The sequence below is a fragment of the Paraburkholderia fynbosensis genome, assembly GCF_902859935.1.
Classification (GTDB): domain Bacteria; phylum Pseudomonadota; class Gammaproteobacteria; order Burkholderiales; family Burkholderiaceae; genus Paraburkholderia; species Paraburkholderia fynbosensis.
The window spans coordinates 509061-529596 of record NZ_CADIKI010000001.1 but is presented as its reverse complement, the minus strand read 5'-3'; the positions used below and the strand labels follow the sequence as shown (position 1 = coordinate 529596).

Below are 20536 nucleotides of genomic sequence, written 5' to 3'. Positions count from 1 at the left end.
GCAAAAACCATACATGTTCCAATGAGTGCCACGCCGGCCTCGGGCCGGCTTGTTCCACCGCGTAGGCGCCGCGCCTGCATGGCTAGGCGGTGTGCAGGTGAAGCGTGCGCATTTCGAAACGCTGCGCGAGTTCGTCTGAGGGCAATGCCTTGCAGACGAGCCAGCCCTGAATGTGATCGCAGCCCATCTCGGTGAGCAGCGTGCGTTGCGCTTCCGTTTCGACGCCTTCGGCAACCAGTTCGAGGTCGAGCGTCTGGGCCAGTCCGACGACCGCGCTAACGATTGCCTGATCGTTTCGCGAGGTTAGCAGATTCTCGACAAAACTCCGGTCGATCTTGAGTTTGGCGAGCGGAAATCGTTGTAGATACGCGAGGCTCGAATAGCCGGTGCCGAAATCGTCGACGGCGAAGCGGATGCCCATCGCCGTCAGTTCTTCGAGCAAGCCCTTCGCGTGCGCCGGGTCGTGCATCAGCAGGCTCTCGGTAATCTCGAACACGACGCGGCGCGGATCGATGCCGGTCAGCTCGATCGCCTCGCGCACGGAGTCCTTGAAGCGCGGGTCGCGGAACTGCTGCGGCGACACGTTCACGGCCACGTATTGCAGCGAGATGCCTTTGGCGTCCCACTGGATCAGTTGCATGCACGCGACCTTCAGCACCCAGTTGCCGAGGAAGTTTATGAGCCCGATCGACTCCGCGAGCGGAATGAACATCGACGGCGGCACGAGGCCATGCACCGGATGCGACCAGCGGATCAGCGCTTCGACGCCCACCACGCCGTGCGTGCGGCTGCTCGTGATCGGCTGGAAATGCAGCGAGAACTCGCCGTTGCGCACGCCGTCGTAGAGGTCGGCTTCGAGCTTCAGGCGTTCGGCATCGGCGGGGTTGTCGTCGGGCACATAGAACGCGAGCGTGTTGCCGCCGGCCGCCTTGGCTTGCAACAGCGCGTGGTCGGCCCAGCGCAGCAGGTGCGTGTCGTGGGCGGCGGTGTCGTTGGCGTGGCGCACGTCGGGATAGAGCGCAATGCCGATGCTCGCCGACAGATGCACCTGCTGGCCCTTGAACACATAGGGCTGCTGGATCGCGGTCAACAGGCGCCGCGCCAGTGCCTCCGCGGCGGCGGCCGCGTCGGTGCGGCTGGCGGCGGGCTTCACGAGAATCGCGAACTCGTCGCTCGCGACGCGCGCTACGGTCTCGCTCGGGCTCGTCATGTTCATGAGACGCCGCGACGTGTCGCGCAGCATCTCGTCGCCGGCGTCGTAGCCGAGCGCGCGGTTCACGCGCTGATAGTCGTCGATGTCGAGCAGCAGCAGCGCGACCGGCGTGCCGTGCGCGTCGGCCTGATGCTGCGCGTCGAGCAACGCGGGCAGCAGCGCCGACTGGTTGGCCAGATTGGTCAGGCGGTCCAGATGCAGCGCCTGGGTCAGACGTTCCTCGGTGGCGCGCCAGGCCGACACGTCGAAGCCGGCGATCGCGTAGCCGTCGATGCCGTCGTGGCTGCTGCGCACGACGCGCAGTTCGACGGTGATCGGATAGGTCAGCGACTTGATCAGGCTCAGCGTCGCTTTCTCGACGTTGCCGGAGCTCGCGGCGCGCGTGAGCAACGCGTCGAGCCGTGGCACGTCGGCCGGTGCGACGAGTTCGTGCAGCGTGATCGTTTCCAGATACTCGCGGTGATAGCCGATGAAGCGCAGGCTCGCGTCGGACACATAGATGAAGCGCTGCGCATCGTCGACGTGCGCAAGCAGATCGACGGCGCCGACCACCTGTTCCAGTTGCGCCGCGCGGCTCGCGCCGCGCCTCGGTGCGCTGTGCGCGCGGCGCCCGAACGCACGAAGCCGGCCGATGACCGTGCGCAAGGAGCCCCGGCGGGGCGCGATGATCCTGTTCGCTTCCATGTTTGTCGCTGGCAACCTGTGTTCGTCTGGCAGGCGGGGCGGCGCGTTGTTCCGCGGGTTCGGGCGGTCGAGAGGTATCAGGCCGCCCCATCAGAACGAGATAACGACCCGCTGCGGAGAATCTTTAGCGGCTCACGCAAAAAACACCTGGTAAGAATGCGCGTGGACGCGCTGGCGACGGACTTGCCGCGATTCGGTTAAAGTGGCGCCGTTTGCCGTCCGTTAATAGAACAAACCCCGTTGTGCAGTACCGGCCGTCACGTCGCTGCTGCGTAGCCTTTCCGATACTTGCACCGATCATCCATGTCCGAACGTCATACTGCTGCGACGCCTGTCCGGCGCATCGAGGTGCGTGACGCATTCGCCGACGCGGCGCAGCCTGGCTGTCCCGCGCAGTTTGTCTACCTGGGCCGCCAACCCATCCTCGATCGCGCCGGTGCGCTCAACGCTTACGAGTTGCTGTTCCGCAGCGGCGCACACAACTACGCCGAAGTCGGCGACGACGCGCAGGCCACCGCCCAGGTGGTCGCGCATACGCTCGGCGGGATCGGCGTGCCGGCGGTGCTCGGGCCGCACCGCGGCTTCGTCAACATCGATCGTGCGCTGCTGTTCAACGACATCGTCCATCTGATGCCGCCCGAGTGCTTCGTGCTCGAGATCCTCGAAACCGTCACGTTCGACGCGCCGCTTGCGCGGCGGCTCAGCGAGTTGCGCCGCGTGGGCTTCCAGGTGGCGCTCGACGACGTCAGCGAGCTGTCGGACGAGCTGATCGAGGCGCTGCCGTACTCCGACATCGTCAAGATCGACTTTCTCGAGACGCGGCGCGCCGCGCTCCCCGAACTGGCCGCCACCGTGCGCGGCCACGGCAAGACGCTGCTCGCCGAGAAGGTCGAGACGCGCGAGGACTTCTCGCTTGCCCGCGAGCTCGGCTTCGATCTGTTCCAGGGATACTTCTTCGCGCGGCCGCAGGTGCTGGCCGCGCCGCGTAGCCGCTCGCTGCGCCCGGGGCTGTTGCGGCTGCTCGCACTGCTTTCCTGCGATGCCGGCATCTTCGAACTCGAGGCTGAACTCAAGCTCAATCCGAGCGTGGTGGTGCAACTGCTGCGGCTCGTCAATTCGAGCGCGTTCGGGCTGGGGCGCAACATTGCGTCGCTGCGCGAGGCGATCATCGCCACCGGCACGCGGCAGATCGCGCGCTGGGCCCAGCTGCTGCTGTACGCGAACAGCGGTGATCTGTCCTGGCGCGCCGATCCGCTGGTGCAACTGGCCGGCACCCGCTCGCGTTTCATGGAACTGGCCGCGAACTGGCTGCGTCCATCCGACGACGAATTTGCCGACGCCGCGTTCATGACCGGGATTTTTTCGCTGGTCCACGTGGTGGTCGGCAGCACGCCGCGCACGGCGCTGGAGAAGCTCGGTCTCGCGCCGCAAATTCGCGAAGCGATCGTGTCGGGCGGCGGCGAACTCGGCGTGTTGCTGCGGGTCGCCGAAGTGGCGGGCGAGGGCGGCGATGCCGCGTCGATTGCTGCAGCGCCCGATGCGCCGGCCGGTTTCGCGACGCTGACGCCCGACGTGCTGTCGGAGTTGAATCTGTCGGCGGCGGCGTGGTTCGGCGCGCACGTCGTGGAAGCGTCCACCTGAGACGGCGGGGCGCGGCGCACCGCGCCGATGTCTGTCGGTGGCATAACGGACTCCGTGCGTACGTGTTCCAATAGAGCGCGAAGGGGGCCGGGGCTGCGTTGAAACCGCTGCCCCCGACTCGTCAAACTCATTTCGACTCATTGAACGACGCGTGCAGTCACGCCTGGAGGAGCAGATGAAGAGGACATTCGTATCGGTGGCGCTGGCCGCCGTCATGTCGGCCGGATTCGCCGTGTACTCGTTGAGCGCCTGCGCGACGCTCAAGCCCGGCGACACGGCGCCGCCGTTCACCACGCAGGCGTCGCTGGGCGGCAAGACCTACACCTATTCGCTTGCCGACGAGTTGAAAAAAGGGCCGGTGGTGCTGTACTTCTACCCGGCTGCCTTTACCAAGGGCTGCACCATCGAGGCGCACGAGTTCGCCGACGCCGTCGACGAGTACAAGAAATACGGCGCGACGGTGATCGGCGTGTCGCACGACAACATCGACACGCTGACGAAGTTTTCGGTGAGCGAATGCCGCAGCAAATTTCCGGTTGCGGCGGATGCCGATTCGAAAGTGATCGGCGCCTACGATGCAGGCATGCCGATGCATAGCTCGATGGCCAATCGCGTGTCGTACGTGATCGCGCCCGATGGCAAGGTCATCTACGAGTACACGAGCCTGTCGCCGGAGAAGCACGTGGAGAATACGCTCAAGGCGGTGAAGGAGTGGGCGCAGGCGCATAAGCAGTAAGCGGCGCCCGGCGCCAGTCAGCGGGCGATCCGGCAGCCGATCTGCCGGCCGGTCAGCCGCCCTCGGCGCGGTTTGCTTGCGGGAGGCGCGTTATTCGCAACGGTGCTTTGCGCTGAGAAACCGGCATCGCTTGTGCTAGGCTGGATTTTTTTGCCGGGTGAGTTTGCGATGCCGATTGTGGTTGCGTTGATTGCGCTGATTGCGCTGGTGTACGGGGCCGTACGGGCGTTTTATGCGTTGCAGGCGGCCTTCGGGCTGGCCGTGGCGGTCGGTGTGGCGGTGCTGGTTGCGTTGCTGCTGATCGCCGCCGCCGTGTATTGGTGGCGCCGCCGCCAGGAGGTCGCTGCGAATGTTCGCGACGGCGACTGGACGCACGAGCTCAAAGGAAGCTGGGGTTCGGTGCGGCTTGCTGCGGCCAAGCGGTTCTGCGAGATTCAGGTCGGCGACGAGCGGGGGGCGTACATCTTCGCCGATCTGCTGGGAGCCGAAGCACGGGGCCGGGAAGGGCAAGCGCAAGTGGCTGTGAAGGTCAAGGACCCGAAGCACGGCGAATGGCTCGTGCCGATGTCGGGTGAGAAGCAGGCGAGGCAATGGCAGCGGATTTTTTCGCTGGCAGTGGAGCAGAAGCTCTGAGCTTTATCGTGCAGCCCGCCGTGGGTCGTGTATGTGAAGGCACGGCCCACGGCACAGCAGTTCAATCCAATTATGACGACGACGGCGCCGCGCCCGTTCTGCGCGCCTTTCTCGCTTCCCACCGCACGCGCAACCGGTCCATATACAGATACACGACCGGCGTGGTGTAAAGCGTGAGCATCTGACTGACGATCAGCCCGCCGACGATCGCGATCCCCAGCGGCGCGCGCAACTCCGCCCCTTCGCCGTGGCCGAACGCGAGCGGCAACGCGCCGAGCAGCGCCGCGCAGGTGGTCATCATGATCGGCCGGAAGCGCAGCAGACATGCCTGGAAAATCGCGTCGCGCGACGACATGCCTTGCCGCGACGCTTCGATCGCGAAGTCCACCATCATGATCGCGTTTTTCTTCACGATGCCGATCAGCAGAATCACGCCGATCAGCGCGATGATGCTGAACTCCGTTCGGAACAGCAGCAACGCGAGCAGTGCGCCCACGCCTGCCGACGGCAGCGTCGACAAAATCGTCAGCGGGTGGATGTAGCTCTCGTACAGCATCCCGAGCACGATATACACCGCCGCGAGGGCGGCCAGAATCAGGATCGGCTGGTCGGACAACGACTGCTGGAACGCCTGCGCGGTGCCCTGGAAGCTGCCGTGGATCGTCGCCGGCATGCCGATCTCCGCCATCGTGTCGTAAATCACCTGAGTCGCCGTCGACAGCGACACGCCCGGCGGCAGATTGAACGAAATCGTCGAAGCCACGAACTGGCTCTGGTGATTCACCGACAGCGGCGTGGTACCCGGCCCGAAGCTCGCCATCGCCGACAACGGCACCATGATTTCCTTCGATGTCGACACGGCCGCGCCCGACGAGGCGCTCGACTTGCCGCTTGCCGCAATCGAGTTGATCGCCTGATTGCGTGCCGAGTCAGCGGCAATGCTCGCGGTGCTCGATGCGGTCGTGCCCGCCGTACCGCCGGTCGCCGCGCTGGTGGTCGTGCTCGTGGCCGCGGCAGTCGCCGCCGACGTGACCGTGCCCGCTGGCGCATTGGTGGTCTGCGTACCGCTCGCACTGCCGCCCGACGTGCTGATATAGATCTGCTTGAGCATCTCCGGGCTCTGCCAGTATCTCGGCGCGACTTCCATCACGACGTGATACTGGTTCAGCGGGTTATAGATGGTCGACACCTGGCGCTGGCCGAACGCGTCGTACAAGGTGTTGTCGATCTGCGCCGGCTTGATGCCGAAACGCGCCGCAGTCGCGCGGTCGATCGTCACCATCGCTTCGAGGCCGCCTTGCTGCTGGTCGGAGTTCACGTCCGCGAGTTCCTTGCGCGCCTGCAGCGCCTCGGTGAGCTTCGGCCCCCACAGGTACAGGTCCGGCGTGGAGTCCGCCAGCAGGGTGAACTGGTACTGCGCGTTCGACTGCCGTCCGCCGACGCGAATGTCCTGCACCGGCTGCAGGAAGGTGCGTGCGCCGGCCACGTTGCCGAGCGGGCCGCGCAGTTGCTGGATCACCTGATCGGCGGACAGACTGCGTTCGCTTTTCGATTTCAGCGAGACGAACATGAAGCCCGCATTGGTTTGCCGGCCGCCGGTGAAACCGACCACGCTTTCCACTGCCGGATTCTTGCTGACGATGTCCATCATCTGCGAGAACTTGCCCTTCATCGCCTGGAACGACGTGCTCTGATCGGCCTGGATGCCGCCGATCATGCGCCCGGTGTCCTGTTGCGGGAAGAAACCCTTCGGCACGATGATGTAGAGCCAGATGTTCAAACCGATAGTCAGCAGCAGAATCGTCACGATCAGACGCGGATGCAGCAGCGCCCAGCCGAGCGTGCGCTCGTAGCCGCGCTGCATCGACGTGAAGCCGCGTTCGAGCCAGCGCCCGAGGCGGCCTTCTTCCTTCTGCTCGTGCTTCTCGCGCAGCAGGCGCGAGCACATCATCGGCGTGAGGGTGAGCGAGACGATCAGCGACATCGCAATCGCGAGCGACAACGTCAACGCGAATTCGCGGAACAGCCGGCCGACGATGCCGCCCATCAGCAGGATCGGCAGAAACACGGCGACCAGCGAAATGCTGATTGACAGCACCGTGAAGCCGACCTCGCGCGCGCCGAGAAACGCGGCCTTCATGCGCGGCACGCCGTTCTCGATATGCCGGGAAATGTTCTCCAGCACCACGATCGCGTCGTCGACCACGAAGCCGGTCGCGATCGTCAAGGCCATCAACGACAGATTGTCGATCGAAAAGCCCAGCAGGTACATCGCGCCGAACGTGCCGATGATCGAGATCGGCACGGCCACGCTCGGAATCAGCGTGGCGCGCCAGTTGCGCAGGAACAGGAACACCACCATCACCACCAGCGCGACTGCGATCACCAGTGTGCGCTCGGTGTCGCGCAGCGATGCGCGGATCGTGGGGGAGCGGTCGGCGGTGGGCGAAATGTCGACGTCGGCGGGCAGCGACGCGTGCAGTTGCGGCAGCATCGCCTTCACGCGGTCGATGGTCTCGATGATGTTCGCGCCCGGCTGTCGGTAGAGAATCACCAGCACCGCGCGCTTGCCGTTGAAGAGGCCGAGGTTGCGCAAATCTTCGACCGAGTCGACCACCTCGCCCATGTCCGAGAGTTTCACCGCCGCGCCGTTGCGATACGCGATGACGAGGTCCTTGTACTGCGCCGCCTTGGTGGCCTGGTCGTTGGTGTAGATCTGCACGTGGTTCTGGCCGAACTCGATCGAGCCTTTCGGGCTGTTCGCATTGGCCGCGGCGAGCGCCGCGCGCACGTCCTCGAGACCGATGCCGTAATGCGCGAGCGCATGCGGCTCCAGTTCGACCCGCACCGCCGGGTTGGCCGAGCCGCTCACGTCTACTTCGCCGACGCCTTCCACCTGCGAGAGCGACTGCTGCAGCACGGTGGCCGCCGAATCGTACAACTGGCCGGCGGGCAGCGTATTCGACGTGAGCGCCAGAATCAGGATCGGCGCGTCGGCGGGGTTGACCTTGTGGTACGTCGGATTGCTGCGCAGGCTGGTCGGCAGATCGGCGCGCGCGGCGTTGATGGCGGCCTGCACGTCGCGCGCGGCGCCGTTGATGTCGCGGTTCAGGCCGAACTGCATCGTGATGCGCGTCGAGCCCACCGAGCTCGTCGAAGTCATTTCAGTGACGTCGGCGATCGAGCCGAGATGCCGTTCGAGCGGGCTCGCGACGCTGGTGGCCACGGTCTCCGGGCTCGCGCCCGGCAACGACGCCTGAATCGAAATGGTCGGGAAATCGACCTGCGGCAGCGGCGCGACCGGCAGCTTCGTGAACGCGAAAATACCCGCCAGCGCGATGCCGATCGCCAGCAACGTGGTGGCGACCGGGCGGGAGATAAACGGACGCGACAGATTCATCGCTCAGTTCCCTGCATCGGCGGCAGGCGGCGTCGTGCCGCTGGACGAGCTACCGCGATTGAAGCGCGCACGCGCGCGGCGGCCGAGCGAGTCGAACGCGAGGTAGATCACCGGCGTGGTGAACAGCGTCAGCAACTGACTCACGATCAACCCGCCCGCAATGGCGATACCGAGCGGGCGGCGCAGCTCCGAACCGGCGCCGGTGCCGAGCATCAGCGGCAGCGCGCCGAGCAGCGCGGCGAGCGTGGTCATCAGGATCGGCCGGAAACGCAGCAGACACGCCTGGTAGATCGCTTCGCGCGGCGGTTTGCCTTCCTCGCGTTCGGCGTATAGGGCGAAGTCGATCATCATGATCGCGTTCTTCTTCACGATACCGATCAGCAGCACGATGCCGATGATGCCGATGATGTCCAGATCGTGCCCGGTGATCAGCAGCGCGAGCAGCGCGCCGACTCCGGCCGAGGGCAGCGTGGAGAGAATCGTGATCGGATGGATGAAGCTCTCATACAGCACGCCGAGCACGATGTACATCGTCACGATGGCCGCGAGAATCAGGAACAGCTCGTTCGTGAGCGACGCCTGGAACGCCAGCGCCGCGCCCTGGTAGCGCGTCTGGAACGACGCCGGCAGGCCGACGTCCTGCTCGGCCTGGGTGATCGCCTTAACCGCCGCGCCGAGCGACGATCCCGGCGCGAGGTTGAACGACACCGTGGTGGCCGGGAACTGGCTCAGATGCGTGACCAGGAGCGGCGCGGGCTTCTCGATGAACTTCGCGATCGACGACAGCGGCACCTGGCCGCCCGACGACGTGGAGGAGGGCAGGTAGATCGAGTTCAGCGACTCGACGTAGTGCTGCATTTCCGGCTGCGCTTCGAGAATGACGCGGTACTGGTTCGATTGGGTAAAGATGGTGGAAATGATGCGCTGGCCGAATGCGTTGTACAGCGCGCTATCGATGGTGGCCGGCGTGATGCCGAAACGCGACGCAGTGGCGCGGTCGATTTCGACGAACACCGAGCGGCCGTTGTCCTGCAGGTCGGTGGCTACGTCCGCGAGTTCGGGCGCCTGCTTCAGGCGGTCGACGAGCTTGGGCACCCAGGTCGTGAATTCGCTGATGTTCGGATCGGTGAGCATGAACTGGTACTGCGTCGGGCTCACGGTCGAGTCGATCGTCAGGTCCTGCACGGGCTGCATGAACAGCGTCGCGCCGGCGATATGCGCGACGTCCTTCTGCAACTGGCGGATCACTTCGCTCGCCGTGTGGCTGCGGTCGTCGCGCGGTTTCAGGTTGATCAGCATGCGGCCGCTGTTCAGCGTGATGTTGCTGCCATCCACGCCGATGAACGACGTGAGGCTGTCCACGTCCGGATTCTTCAGGATCTGCGCGGCGAGTTCCTGCTGACGCTCGGCCATCGACGCAAACGACACCGACTGCGGCGCCTGCGTGATCGCCTGGATCACGCCGGTGTCCTGCACCGGGAAGAAGCCTTTCGGAATGTACACGTACAACAGGGCGGTCAGCACCAGCGTGAGCACCGCGACGACGAGGGTAGAGCGCTGACGGTTGAGCACCCACGTGAGCGCGACCGCATAGCGGGCGATCACCCAGTCGATGAAACGGTGCGCCTTCGCTTCGAAACGGTGGCTCTCATGCGGCGGCGTGTGGCGCAGTAGCTTCGCGCACATCATCGGCACCAGCGTGAGGGATACGATTGCCGAGATCACAATGGTCACGGCGAGTGTAATCGCGAATTCGTGGAACAGCCGGCCCACCACGTCGCCCATGAAGAGCAGCGGGATCAGCACGGCGATCAGCGACACCGTCAGCGAAATGATCGTGAAGCCGATCTGTTTCGAGCCTTTTAGCGCGGCTTCGAGCGGCGCTTCGCCTTCCTCGACGTAGCGCGCGATGTTTTCGATCATCACGATCGCGTCGTCCACCACGAAGCCGGTCGCGATGGTCAGCGCCATCAGCGAGAGGTTATCGAGTGAAAAGCCGCACAGGTACATTACCGCGAGCGTGCCGATCAGCGACAGCGGCACCGACAGACTCGGGATGATGGTCGCGTAGACGTTGGCGAGGAACAGGTACATCACGAGCACCACCAGCACGACCGACATCGCCAGTTCGAACTGCACGTCGCGCACCGAAGCGCGGATCGTGGTGGTGCGGTCGGTGACGATCTGCACCTCGAGCGCGGCGGGCAGCGACTGCTGCAATTGCGGCAGCAGCTTCTTGATGCTGTCCACCACCTGAATCACGTTCGCGCCCGGCTGGCGCTGCACGTTCAGAATGATCGCGGGCGTGTTGTCGACCCACGCGCCGAGCTTGGTGTTCTCCGCGCCCTGCACGATGTTCGCGACGTCGGTCAGCATCACCGGGCGGCCGCTCCTGTACGCGATCACGGCGCTCTTGTACTGCTCGGCGTCGGTCAGCTGGTCGTTCGAGTTGATCGTGTAGTTGCGCGTCGGACCGTCGAAGTTGCCCTTCGGCGTGTTGACGTTCAGGTTCGAGATGGTGGTGCGCAGGTCGTCCAGATTCAGACCGTACGCGGCGAGCGCGCGCGGGTTCGCCTGAATCCGCACGGCCGGGCGCTGGCCGCCCGACAGGCTCACGAGACCCACGCCCGCGACCTGCGAAATTTTCTGCGCGAGACGCGTGTCGGCCATGTCCTGCACCTGGGTCATCGGCAGCGTCTTCGACGTGATCGCCAGCGTGAGGATCGGCGCGTCGGCCGGGTTGATCTTCGCGTAGATCGGCGGCGCGGGCAGGTCCGACGGCAGCAGGTTGCCCGCCGCGTTGATGGCGGCCTGGACTTCCTGCTCGGCGATGTCGAGCGGCAGGTCGAGGCTGAATTGCAGCGTGATGATCGACGAGCCGGCCGAGCTTTGCGACGACATCTGGTTCAACGACGGCATCTGCCCGAACTGCCGCTCGAGCGGCGCGGTCACCGACGACGTCATCACCTCGGGGCTCGCGCCCGGATAGAAGGTCTGCACCTGGATCGTCGGATAGTCGACCTCGGGCAGCGCGGACAGCGGCAAAAAGCGCAGCGCGACGAGGCCGACCAGCATGATCGCCGCCATCAGCAGCGCGGTGCCGACGGGACGCAGAATAAAAGCGCGGGATGGATTCATGCGGTAAGTGCCGTGCCTTTATGACGAAGCTTGCGATGCGTGTCGGCCGTGATGCGCGTGGGCGCCCGATGCGCCCGATGCCGCGGCCGCGCCGCTCGCGCCATGCGTGCCGGAAGCGGCGCGCGGACGCTCCGCCGGAATCGTGATCTTCGAGCCTTCGCGCAGCCGGTCCGAACCGTCGGTCACGACGCGCTCGCCGACCTGCAGGCCGGATTTGATACTGGTGCGTTCGCCGTCGACGGGGCCGGTCTTGACCGGGCGCACCGTCACCGTGTTGTCCGGCTTCACGACGTACACGAACTGGCCCATCGAGCCGTTGAGCACGGCGGTGGTCGGCACGATGACCGCGTCCTTGATCGTATCGACGAGAAGGCGCGTGTTGACGAACTGATTCGGGAAGAGACGCGTGTTCTCGTTCGGGAAGATCGCACGCAGCCGGACCGTGCCGGTGGTCGTGTCGATCTGGTTGTCCATGGTCTTCAGCGAGCCGGTTTCGAGCGGCACGGTGTTGCTGCGGTCATACGCGGTGGCCGACAGCTGCTCGCCGTTGAGCGTGTGCTGGATGACCTGCTGCAGGTTGTCTTCGGAGGTGGTGAAGATCACGCTGATCGGCTGCAATTGCGTAATTACGACGATGCCGGTGGAGAGGCTCGACGTCACGTAGTTGCCCGGATCGACCTGGCGCAAGCCGACGCGGCCCGACACCGGCGCGGTGATGCGCGTATAGATGAGGTCGAGCTTGAAGCTGTCGATGTTCGCCTTGTCGGATTTCACCGTGCCTTCGTATTGCCGCACGAGCGACGCCTGCGTGTCGACCTGCTGGCTCGCGATCGAGTCCTGCGTGAGCAGCGTCTGATAGCGTTTCAGGTCGAGGCGGGCGGTTTGCAGCAGCGCCTCGTCGCGCAACAGGATTCCTTGCGCGTTTGCGAGCGAGATCTGATAGGGGCGCGGGTCGATCTGGGCGAGCAGGTCGCCCTTCTTGACCATCTGGCCTTCCTTGAAATACACGTCCTGCAGCACGCCGCTCAGCTGCGGCAGCACGGTGACGGTGGCGAGCGGCGTGACCGTGCCGAGCGCGGTCAGCACCACCGGCATCTCGCCCTGGCTGGCGGTCGCCACGTGGACCGGCTGCGGCATATTGGCCATGGCGCCGCGCCCGCCGCGGCCGCCCGGAGCGCGAGCGCCCGACGCACCGCTGGCCGCTGCGGCGCCGCTCGCGCCACCAGGCCCGCCCCACGGATGCCAGCGCCACAGCACGACGCCGAGAATGAGCAACGCCGCGATGGTCAGTGCGATGTTGCGGCCACGATGACTTTTCACCACGCCGGGCGCGTCACTCGGGGCGCCGCCGGAGGACGGTTGGGAAGCCGGAGCGGCGGGGCGTTGGGATTCCGGGTGCTTTTGTTGTTCGTCCATCGGTTCGGTCAGGTGGCTGGCTTTTGATGTGAGCCGTTCGCGCGCTTGCGCCGCTACGGGAGTTCGGCGAATAGGCACGCGGGGCGGCATGACAGGCGGTTTCGACTGCGGGTGCGCCGCGCTGGTTCTGCGCGATGCTACCCGAGGCGCGGGACAGAGATGTTAACGCAATGCGGCATCTTCACAGGGTTGCCGAGCCGTTTCCGATGCCGGGAAGCGCTCGTCCGGCGAGCGCCCCGCGCGGGAATGCATGATCCTACGTTGCCCGGTCTGTAACAGTCCACCCGGCTATTTTTCTTTTGATTACGAAGGTTACAGGACGACGGGCGGTTGCCGCGGGTACGAGGCGGCGAGTTCTCGCGTTTGCGGCTCAGGTGTCGAGCCGCCGCCCCGGCGTGCCGCCGATCTCGAGCACGATTTGGCCGATGCATTCCAGCAGCGCCGGCGCGGCGCGTGAGATCAGCCAGTCGCGCGGACACTGGTCCGCCGCGCCGCCGCAATTGACCGCATAGCGCTCGCCCGACGGTCCGACGAAACCCAGCGCGATCGCGTTCAGGCCGGCATGCCACTCGCCGTTGGCGATCGCAAAGCCGCGCTCGATGGTGTCTTGCAGCGCGCTTTCGAGCCGGCTGCCGATGAAGCTCCAGTCGTCGCCCTCGGCCACCTGCAGGGCGGCCAGCAGCGTGTCGCGCTCCGGTTGGGCGAGCGCCGCGAGATAGGCGCGGCCCACCGCGGTGCGGCTCAGATTCATCCGCGAGCCGATCTCGAGACGCGACACCAGCACCGCCGAGCGCGGCCGGATCGCGTCGATCACCACCATCTCGAGCCGGTCGCGCACGGCCAGATGCACGGACAGTGCGGTGCGTTCGGCGAGTTCGATCAGGAAAGGCCGCGCGCGCGCCCGGATGTCGAAGTTGCGCAGGAAGCCGTTGCTCAGTTCCAGCACCGACGAGGTCAGCACGAAGCGCTCGCTGTCGGGCAGGCGGAAGAGGAAGCCGGTCCCGACCAGCGTGGCGGTGATGCGCGAGACAGTCGGCTTGGGAATGCCGGTCAGTTCGGTGAGTTCGCGATTGCTGAGCGGCGCGTCGGCAGCGGCGATCGAGCGCAGCACGGTCAGTCCTCGTGCAAGCGCGGTGACTTCACCGCCCGGGCCGTCTTTGTCTTTGACTGGGTCTGCTGCCGTTTTGAGTGACGCGGGTCGGGTCATGTAAATTTTTGGAACCATATTTCGATTTCTGCGTTTTGGCCTGGAGGCAGCCGTGCCACACTGGACCGTGCGAAGCCCCAAAAGAGGGCATGCAACAGATTCTAATTATAAGATTCATTTGGCCGGAACATTTTTCCGATGCGCATGAACCGCTTCAGATTTTTCTTGACTTAGTCAGCATAACCATAAAAAATGGAACCTCATTTCGAAAGACGATTTCAGACCCTGTATTCCCATAGTCTGAATTCAGCCAGATTCGCGCAGTCGCTGTCGACGCAGTACCGGTCGATTCTCGCAGTCCACGGTCATCAGTCCGCATCGGGTTTCGCAGCAGCGCCCTATCTTTCGAATACCGTCTCTCAGGTTCTAGCACGGCCCTCGGAATGGCTAGAACTTTTAAGGCGTCACGGCAACGTGACGCCTTTTTTTCGTCCTATTTTCGGCCACAACAAAGTCTGCAGCACCGCGAAAATTCGATGTGTGGCGCACGTTGTCGGGATATAACGCCTCCTATCGTCAAGTCGTTGCCCGAGTAAGCGGATCGAGGAAACGATATAAAGGCCGCGACCTCGTACCGAGGCAAATGAACGCGGACCTTACCCTGGGGTTGTTAGGCACTTTGTTAAGGGCTGCAAAGTGGACAGGCATAAGCACGGAGAATACGACGAAGTGCAAACCAGCCAAGGTGTCGGGCAATCGCTCGTAGTCTGTGGCCAGCCGGCGAAGGCGGTTGAGCCAGCCGAAGCTGCGTTCGACCACCGAGCGGCGCGGCAACAGCACGAAGCCCTTTTTCGCCTCCGATAGCTTGATTATCTGAAGCTCGATTCCTTCGTCGAGTGCAGCCTGCGCAGGCGCTTCGCCGGTATATCGCCTGATCGGCGAACGCCACCTTGACCGTCGGACCCGTGGCCTGCTGAACCTGGCGCGCCAGTTCTCCGACCTGCGCGTGTTCGTTGGCCGGCGTAACACGCACAGTAAGCAATTGCCCAACGTATCAACCGCCATGTGGACCTTGCTGGTCGGCACCGAAAGAGCTGGGTGTCGAATGCACAAAATATGATCTGAGAGGAAGTTAGGCAAACGAATCGACGCACTCAAAGGATCGGTCGTCTCGAGCGCAGTGCCGGGAATGACCGCCTGAAGCGCGCCCTGGCGGCACGCCTTGACAAGGCATTGACACGCGCCAGCATCAGTTCGGCACGCGCAGCGAAGTGGCTGGGTGTGAGCGAATATGACGTGCAATATTGGCGAGGGGGATTCACCGTGCCGCCGCTGACCAAGCACTCAGATCGCTATCCCCGTGCTCGAATGCCCCTTGAAGTACGTGGCGCGGAGGTGCCTCGTGATCGCTCTATCGATGGAAACATCAGTGGGTATACGCGAGCGCGACGCCTGCGATGAGCAATATCGCGCCCGGAACAAGCAGATGCCACGGATGATAAGCGGCCTTTCCCGAGAGAAACTGCTGCGCTAATGGCAGGGTTCAGCGCCGGGCAGCGGATCGTAGACGACACACTCGTCCGGTGAACGAATTTCATCGCGGTTGATCGAAGGGCGGATGCTGTTTCGTTACGCTTAATGTCGGGCGCGTCTGGCAATTAGCCCGCGAGGCTACGTGGAGCCGATCCAGTCTCACCAGAAGTTCCGAACCCTGCTTTTGGATGTGAATGGGTATGTTGTGTAGTGCAAGCACTGCGCGAATGCGAGTTCGCCAGTAGGCTGGTTGCATTACGACATTCGTCTTTGCGGTGTTGTGGCCGTAATCCAGATACTCCAACTCGGAGATCATCGTCTTGATATGAGCCAGGTCGTTTTCCGCGTGGGTTTGCGTTGACATAAGCGCTTGATGTTTCTCCGATTTATTGTTCGTCGATGTTCCAAGGTCGTCAGGTTCGTTCCGTTTTGCGCGCGACTTGTCGCGCTGACACATAGGAAACCGTCAGCGCCGGGACCGGGACCAGCGGCACCAGTCGTGGTGATCTAGGTTTCTGAGTAACTCTGCACGACGATATTCACGACAGTAGTGAGCGATCACGCCGGTTGCCGCAATCACCAGTACGAACACACCGATCACAATCCCAAGCCAAGATTCACCCATTGCAGTCTCCTTCGTTGCGTCCGGTTCTGCGATTACGGACCGGCTGACCGTGCACTACAGGCGTTTCTTCTATTCTCGCGTTGAACGTTCGTTTGAACGACGGGCCGCAAGTCGGCGGACGTGGCTCAACACGCCCGCCCGACGGCTTTCAGGACGGCATGGCCCTGTGGGGTGATGCTTAGTTGCCGCTGTCCGGTCGTCAGCAGTTCAATGTTCACCAGTTGACGTGCCAGCAGCGTTTGAATTTCCTCTCGGTCGGGTCTGATCTGATCGGGTGCAGCGTTCACCAGCATCAAGGTGGTGAATTCATGCGGACTCAACATGCGTGCCTCCTTATGAAGCGGTACATTTTCAAACTGACGGGCTGAGTGCTGAAACCGATGTCCGGCGTCGCGATTACTGCTCAACATCTTTGCATTGAGCTATTTAATCGCCGTGCGTGGTCCCTTGGCAGTTTCGATGGCCTGCGTGGCCGCTTTGCGAACGGACTCGCTCGCATGCAAGGAGGTCAGGGAGGCCGATTTCAACACGGTGGTCGCGGCTTCTGTCCCGGCGGGTGCGTTCTTCACACGGTTGTCTACAAGTGTTCGTGCGGCGTGATCCTCATGCTCGTCATGTGCTTCGGCGACCTTCGTCATTTCCGCTTTGGTGTTCCACGCGATGTCGTATAACTGGCGGCTGTATGAAAGCGCCTGTTCGACTGCGGGCTGTATTAGACCGGCCTGCCACGTGAGGTATTCCTCGGGCGTCTTAGCCGACAGCGCTTCATGCCAGTAAGCTTCGTTCGTCGCAAGTGCCGAATGGATAGTGTGCAGATTCAGTTCGATCAGAAGTTGGAAGCTCTCGAACGCCTTATTCGTCAAGGCGAACGGGGTGACAGCGTTGTCGGCCTGCGACGCGATGAATTGATCGGGTTCGAAAATGCTCATTCATGTTCTCCTTAATTATCGTCAATGAGCGCCCGATGGCCGTCAGGCAGAGAAACCGGGTGCGCCACCGGACCGCCGGCCCGCAAGGCTGTACCTGACCGAGCGGATGCATTTCCCAATAAGTGGAATCATTCTAACGTCGTAAAAGCAACATTTGGCGTGCTCTTATGTAGGGGCATCCCCTACCTCTGAAGACATCAGAATGTCATCGGTGTGCCCGGCGAGCCTGGACTGGTAGATGGTGGCGAACCTGAGCGACAAAGGTATCGGCCTCCCGGTATCGCAACTTGAGCATAGGTTCGAAGCGTACGTTCAGCTAGCCATCCCTGGATGGCCGGTGGCGAGGGGTCTCGGCATCGGGCTGTCTGTCGTCCAGAACCTGGTTGATACGCATGGCGGCCGCGTCACCGCCGCAAGCGGCGAAGTAGGGAAGTGCCGGACAACATTGACACCTTCATCGGACAGCTGCAGCGGATGGGCCGGATGAACGCGCAGGGCGCGATGCGGTTGCGTTGCAGCGCTTTGTGGCACCTACGCTTTCCTGCGAGGCTTGGGTTGGATTAGCGTGCAAAGTCGTAGGACTGCCCCTTTCTTCTGTCGCTTCTCCGCCGCGAAATTGAGCTTTTTTCTCCGCGGTGTTTCACGTGGTATCTGCAAAAGCACGAGGTGAGCTCCAGGAAGTTCTTCCAGAGCTTTCGTGCGAGGCTCCCATCCATGTCCTTTGGCAAAAGACGCGACATGCGCAACCCAAGGTCCACTTGCGGTGGATGAATTGACTCGCCTCGCGCAAGCCGAACCAGACACATTCAATCCTTAGCGTCTTCACCATTTATCATCGATCTCGATAAAGACGGATTCGCTTGCGTGAGAGAGGATGCAAGGCAACCGAACAGTCGCGCTGCAGGTGAAGTGCCTGCCGCCTTACTGGGAACTTGGGACTGGAGCCTTGGGAAGTGGGCAATGGGTGAAAGCCGGTTGTGTCGGTTTGCCGAGATTCCGGATGGCGGTGCGCGGGCCATTGATTAAGAGCGTGCTGGCCTCGCCGTGGTGATCGTGCGACGTGGGGGTACGTAAATCATTGCCCATACTTTTCGGTCACTTCGATTTCGAGCCCAGAGCCGTCGTTTGTTACGAGGCACAGGTGCTCACGGGCGTGCACCAAAGCGCGCTGTTCAGTTCCTATGACGCTCGATAGCTTCGATGGCAGCCTGGTCGCCGCCTCTTCAGCGTGACAACAGCGAGACGGTTGCAATGCCGAGGATGGTCATCGCGAGCGACGCGCTCACATGAATGACAATCTCGCCCGCGGCCCAGCCGAGCCGGCCGTCCTGCAAGCGCTGCACGACTTCCGCTGAGAACGTCGAGAAAGTGGAAAGGCCGCCCATCAGGCCGGTAATGACGAAGAGCCGCCATTCGGGCGCGATCTGCGGAACCCGCGCAAATCCCGCGACCGCGACGCCGATGATGTAGCCCGCAATCACGTTGGCGGCAAGCGTGCCGAGCGGCAGGGCGCTAAACATGCCGTTCAGGCGGATGCCGAGAAACCAGCGAAATAGCGAGCCGAGCGCGCCGCCAATGGCGACAGCGAGAAAGGACCAATACATGGAAGAAGACCTGACCAGACCGAAGTGTCGACAAACCGGGCTGAGCGTGGGCGAGGCGATGCCGCGTCCGCAGTCATCCGGGCGAAGCAGGCATCATCAGCCACGAGGGCGGTTAAAGGAGAATGCCATCTCCAGCGTCGAAGTCTAACATCGGCGGGGCATGTGGGGACAGGTCCAGGCCGCGTCGAGGGCGTGGCGCGCGGTTTTTCGTCCGCGCCAGCTCGGATCTGCGCGCCTAGCGGTGGAGCGGTACGAGGTGAGTACCGGAACTCCCGGCGTGGCCGGTGCGCTCGCGTGGGCGGCGCGTCAACGCCGTGCCCTCACGCGGAACGCGCCGCCGGCTGCGCTCGCACCAAGCCTCACTTCGTGCCTGTTATTCCGGCGTTGCCGAAATCTTGTGAATCGACAGATCCGCGCCGTTGTATTCGTCTTCCTGGTCGAGCCGCAGGCCCACCGTCAAACGGATCGCGCCGTACACGATCGAGCCGCCGAGCGACGCCAACGCGATGCCGCCCAGCGTGCCGATCAGCTGCGAGGCGAATGACACACCGCCCATGCCGCCGAGCGCGTGCTGACCGAAGATCCCCGCGGCGATTCCGCCCCATGCGCCGCACAGGCCGTGCAACGGCCACACGCCGAGGACGTCGTCGATGCGCCAGCGGTTCTGCACGCAGGTGAACATATACACGAACAGCGCGCCCGCCATGCCGCCCGTCACCAGTGCGCCGAGCGGATGCATCACGTCGGAGCCGGCGCAGACCGCCACCAGACCGGCGAGCGGACCGTTATAGGTGAAGCCCGGATCGTTGCGGCCGGCGAACCACGCGCTCAGCGTGCCGCCGACCATCGCCATCAGCGAATTGACGGCGACGAGGCCGCTGATCTTGTCGACCGTCTGTGCGCTCATCACGTTGAAGCCGAACCAGCCGACCGTCAGCACCCACGCGCCCAGCGCGAGAAACGGAATATTCGATGGCGGATGCGCCGCAATGCCGCCGTCCCGATGGTAGCGCCCGTGCCGCGCGCCCAGCAGCAGCACCGCCGGCAACGCGACCCAGCCGCCGAACGCGTGCACCACCACCGAACCGGCGAAATCATGAAACGGCGCGCCGAACACGTGGGCGAGCCAGTCCTGGACGCCAAGACGCCCGTTCCACACGATTCCCTCGAAGAACGGATAAACGAAGCCGACCAGCACGAAGGTCGCGAACAGTTGCGGATTGAATTTCGAGCGCTCCGCGATGCCGCCCGACACGATCGCCGGAATGGCGGCGGCGAAGGTCAGCAGGAAGAAAAAGCGCACCAGCGCGTAGCCGTTGTGCGCGGCCAGCGACTCGGCGCTGCCGAAAAACTGCACGCCGTACGCAATCGTGTAGCCGATGAAGAAATACGCGATAGTCGAGACGGAGAAGTCCACGAGAATCTTGACCAGCGCATTGACCTGGTTCTTTTTGCGCACCGTACCGAGTTCGAGAAACGCAAACCCCGCGTGCATGGCCAGCACCATCGCCGCACCGAGCAGAAGAAACAGGGTATCGGTGCCGGTTTTCAGACTTTCCATCGATGTTTCCTGCCTATGCCAAAAAAGCGGGCAATGAATGCAAGAAGTGGGCCAAACTTGTGCCGAGAAGCGCCGCTGCGGTGCGATCCAGCACCGGCGTGGATTACTCAGACGCATGGCACATCAGGGCACGCCTTAGCGTGCACCGGAAAAAGACACGAAAAGCACAAATGAAGTGCACTCGGATCAACGCGCGGTCGGAATGATCCAGATAAGGGCGCAATATTCGATTTTAATTACGTTTCATTCAAAATCCTGACGCATTGTCATGCGTTG

At 63.4% G+C, this 20536-nt stretch carries 13 protein-coding genes, 1 pseudogene and 1 riboswitch; of the genes and pseudogenes, 4 read left to right on the top strand and 10 right to left on the bottom strand.

What is annotated here, in order from left to right; genetic code table 11:
• Positions 1–82 precede the first annotated feature (82 nt).
• Positions 83–1897: a putative bifunctional diguanylate cyclase/phosphodiesterase gene (locus HV770_RS02325; RefSeq protein WP_175157891.1), complete on the bottom strand. Its 1815-nt coding sequence runs from the start codon at positions 1895–1897 to the stop codon at positions 83–85.
• 303 nt (positions 1898–2200) lie between these two features.
• Here HV770_RS02325 and HV770_RS02320 point away from each other — a divergent pair, with 303 nt between their 5' ends.
• From HV770_RS02320 to HV770_RS02310, 3 genes are all read left to right on the top strand, one after another.
• Positions 2201–3538, top strand: a complete 1338-nt coding sequence (locus HV770_RS02320) for an EAL and HDOD domain-containing protein (protein ID WP_175157890.1) — start codon at positions 2201–2203, stop codon at positions 3536–3538.
• 175 nt (positions 3539–3713) lie between these two features.
• Positions 3714–4274 (top strand): peroxiredoxin, encoded by a 561-nt coding sequence (locus tag HV770_RS02315; RefSeq protein ID WP_175157889.1) that lies wholly within the window; start codon positions 3714–3716, stop codon positions 4272–4274.
• Positions 4275–4442: 168 nt separating this feature from the next.
• Positions 4443–4907 carry a hypothetical protein gene (locus HV770_RS02310; protein WP_175157888.1) on the top strand — a complete coding sequence of 155 codons (465 nt, stop codon included), beginning with the start codon at positions 4443–4445 and terminating at the stop codon, positions 4905–4907.
• A gap of 70 nt (positions 4908–4977) precedes the next feature.
• Here HV770_RS02310 and HV770_RS02305 read toward each other — a convergent pair whose 3' ends face one another.
• The 7 genes and pseudogenes from HV770_RS02305 to HV770_RS02275 all read right to left on the bottom strand — a co-directional run bounded on the left by HV770_RS02305 (position 4978) and on the right by HV770_RS02275 (position 17095).
• On the bottom strand, positions 4978–8307 hold the full coding sequence (locus tag HV770_RS02305; protein WP_175157887.1) for an efflux RND transporter permease subunit: 3330 nt from the start codon (positions 8305–8307) through the stop codon (positions 4978–4980).
• Between the two features lie 3 nt (positions 8308–8310).
• Positions 8311–11445, bottom strand: coding sequence for an MdtB/MuxB family multidrug efflux RND transporter permease subunit (locus HV770_RS02300; protein ID WP_175157886.1), 3135 nt, complete (start codon positions 11443–11445; stop codon positions 8311–8313).
• 18 nt (positions 11446–11463) lie between these two features.
• Positions 11464–12861, bottom strand: a complete 1398-nt coding sequence (locus HV770_RS02295; protein ID WP_175157885.1) for an MdtA/MuxA family multidrug efflux RND transporter periplasmic adaptor subunit — start codon at positions 12859–12861, stop codon at positions 11464–11466.
• Between the two features lie 370 nt (positions 12862–13231).
• The gene (locus tag HV770_RS02290) at positions 13232–14086 is read right to left on the bottom strand and encodes an IclR family transcriptional regulator (protein ID WP_246290680.1); all 855 of its coding nucleotides are present in this window, start codon (positions 14084–14086) and stop codon (positions 13232–13234) included.
• Between the two features lie 627 nt (positions 14087–14713).
• Positions 14714–15085 (bottom strand): annotated as a pseudogene (locus HV770_RS02285) (transposase); the annotation flags it as partial.
• A 1206-nt stretch (positions 15086–16291) separates the two neighbouring features.
• The gene (locus HV770_RS02280; RefSeq protein ID WP_175157883.1) at positions 16292–16489 is read right to left on the bottom strand and encodes a hypothetical protein; all 198 of its coding nucleotides are present in this window, start codon (positions 16487–16489) and stop codon (positions 16292–16294) included.
• Between the two features lie 99 nt (positions 16490–16588).
• The gene (locus HV770_RS02275; protein WP_175157882.1) at positions 16589–17095 is read right to left on the bottom strand and encodes a phasin family protein; all 507 of its coding nucleotides are present in this window, start codon (positions 17093–17095) and stop codon (positions 16589–16591) included.
• Positions 17096–17333: 238 nt separating this feature from the next.
• Here HV770_RS02275 and HV770_RS02270 point away from each other — a divergent pair, with 238 nt between their 5' ends.
• Positions 17334–17582, top strand: coding sequence for an ATP-binding protein (locus tag HV770_RS02270; RefSeq protein ID WP_175157881.1), 249 nt, complete (start codon positions 17334–17336; stop codon positions 17580–17582).
• Positions 17583–18318: 736 nt separating this feature from the next.
• Here HV770_RS02270 and crcB read toward each other — a convergent pair.
• Together crcB and HV770_RS02260 are read right to left on the bottom strand one after the other, a co-directional pair.
• Positions 18319–18699 carry a fluoride efflux transporter CrcB gene (gene crcB, locus HV770_RS02265; RefSeq protein ID WP_175157880.1) on the bottom strand — a complete coding sequence of 127 codons (381 nt, stop codon included), beginning with the start codon at positions 18697–18699 and terminating at the stop codon, positions 18319–18321.
• Positions 18700–18779: 80 nt separating this feature from the next.
• Positions 18780–18841, bottom strand: a riboswitch (Fluoride riboswitch).
• Between the two features lie 231 nt (positions 18842–19072).
• A complete protein-coding gene (locus tag HV770_RS02260; protein WP_175157879.1) occupies positions 19073–20260 on the bottom strand; it encodes an ammonium transporter in 1188 nt (395 codons plus the stop codon).
• Positions 20261–20536 lie beyond the last annotated feature (276 nt).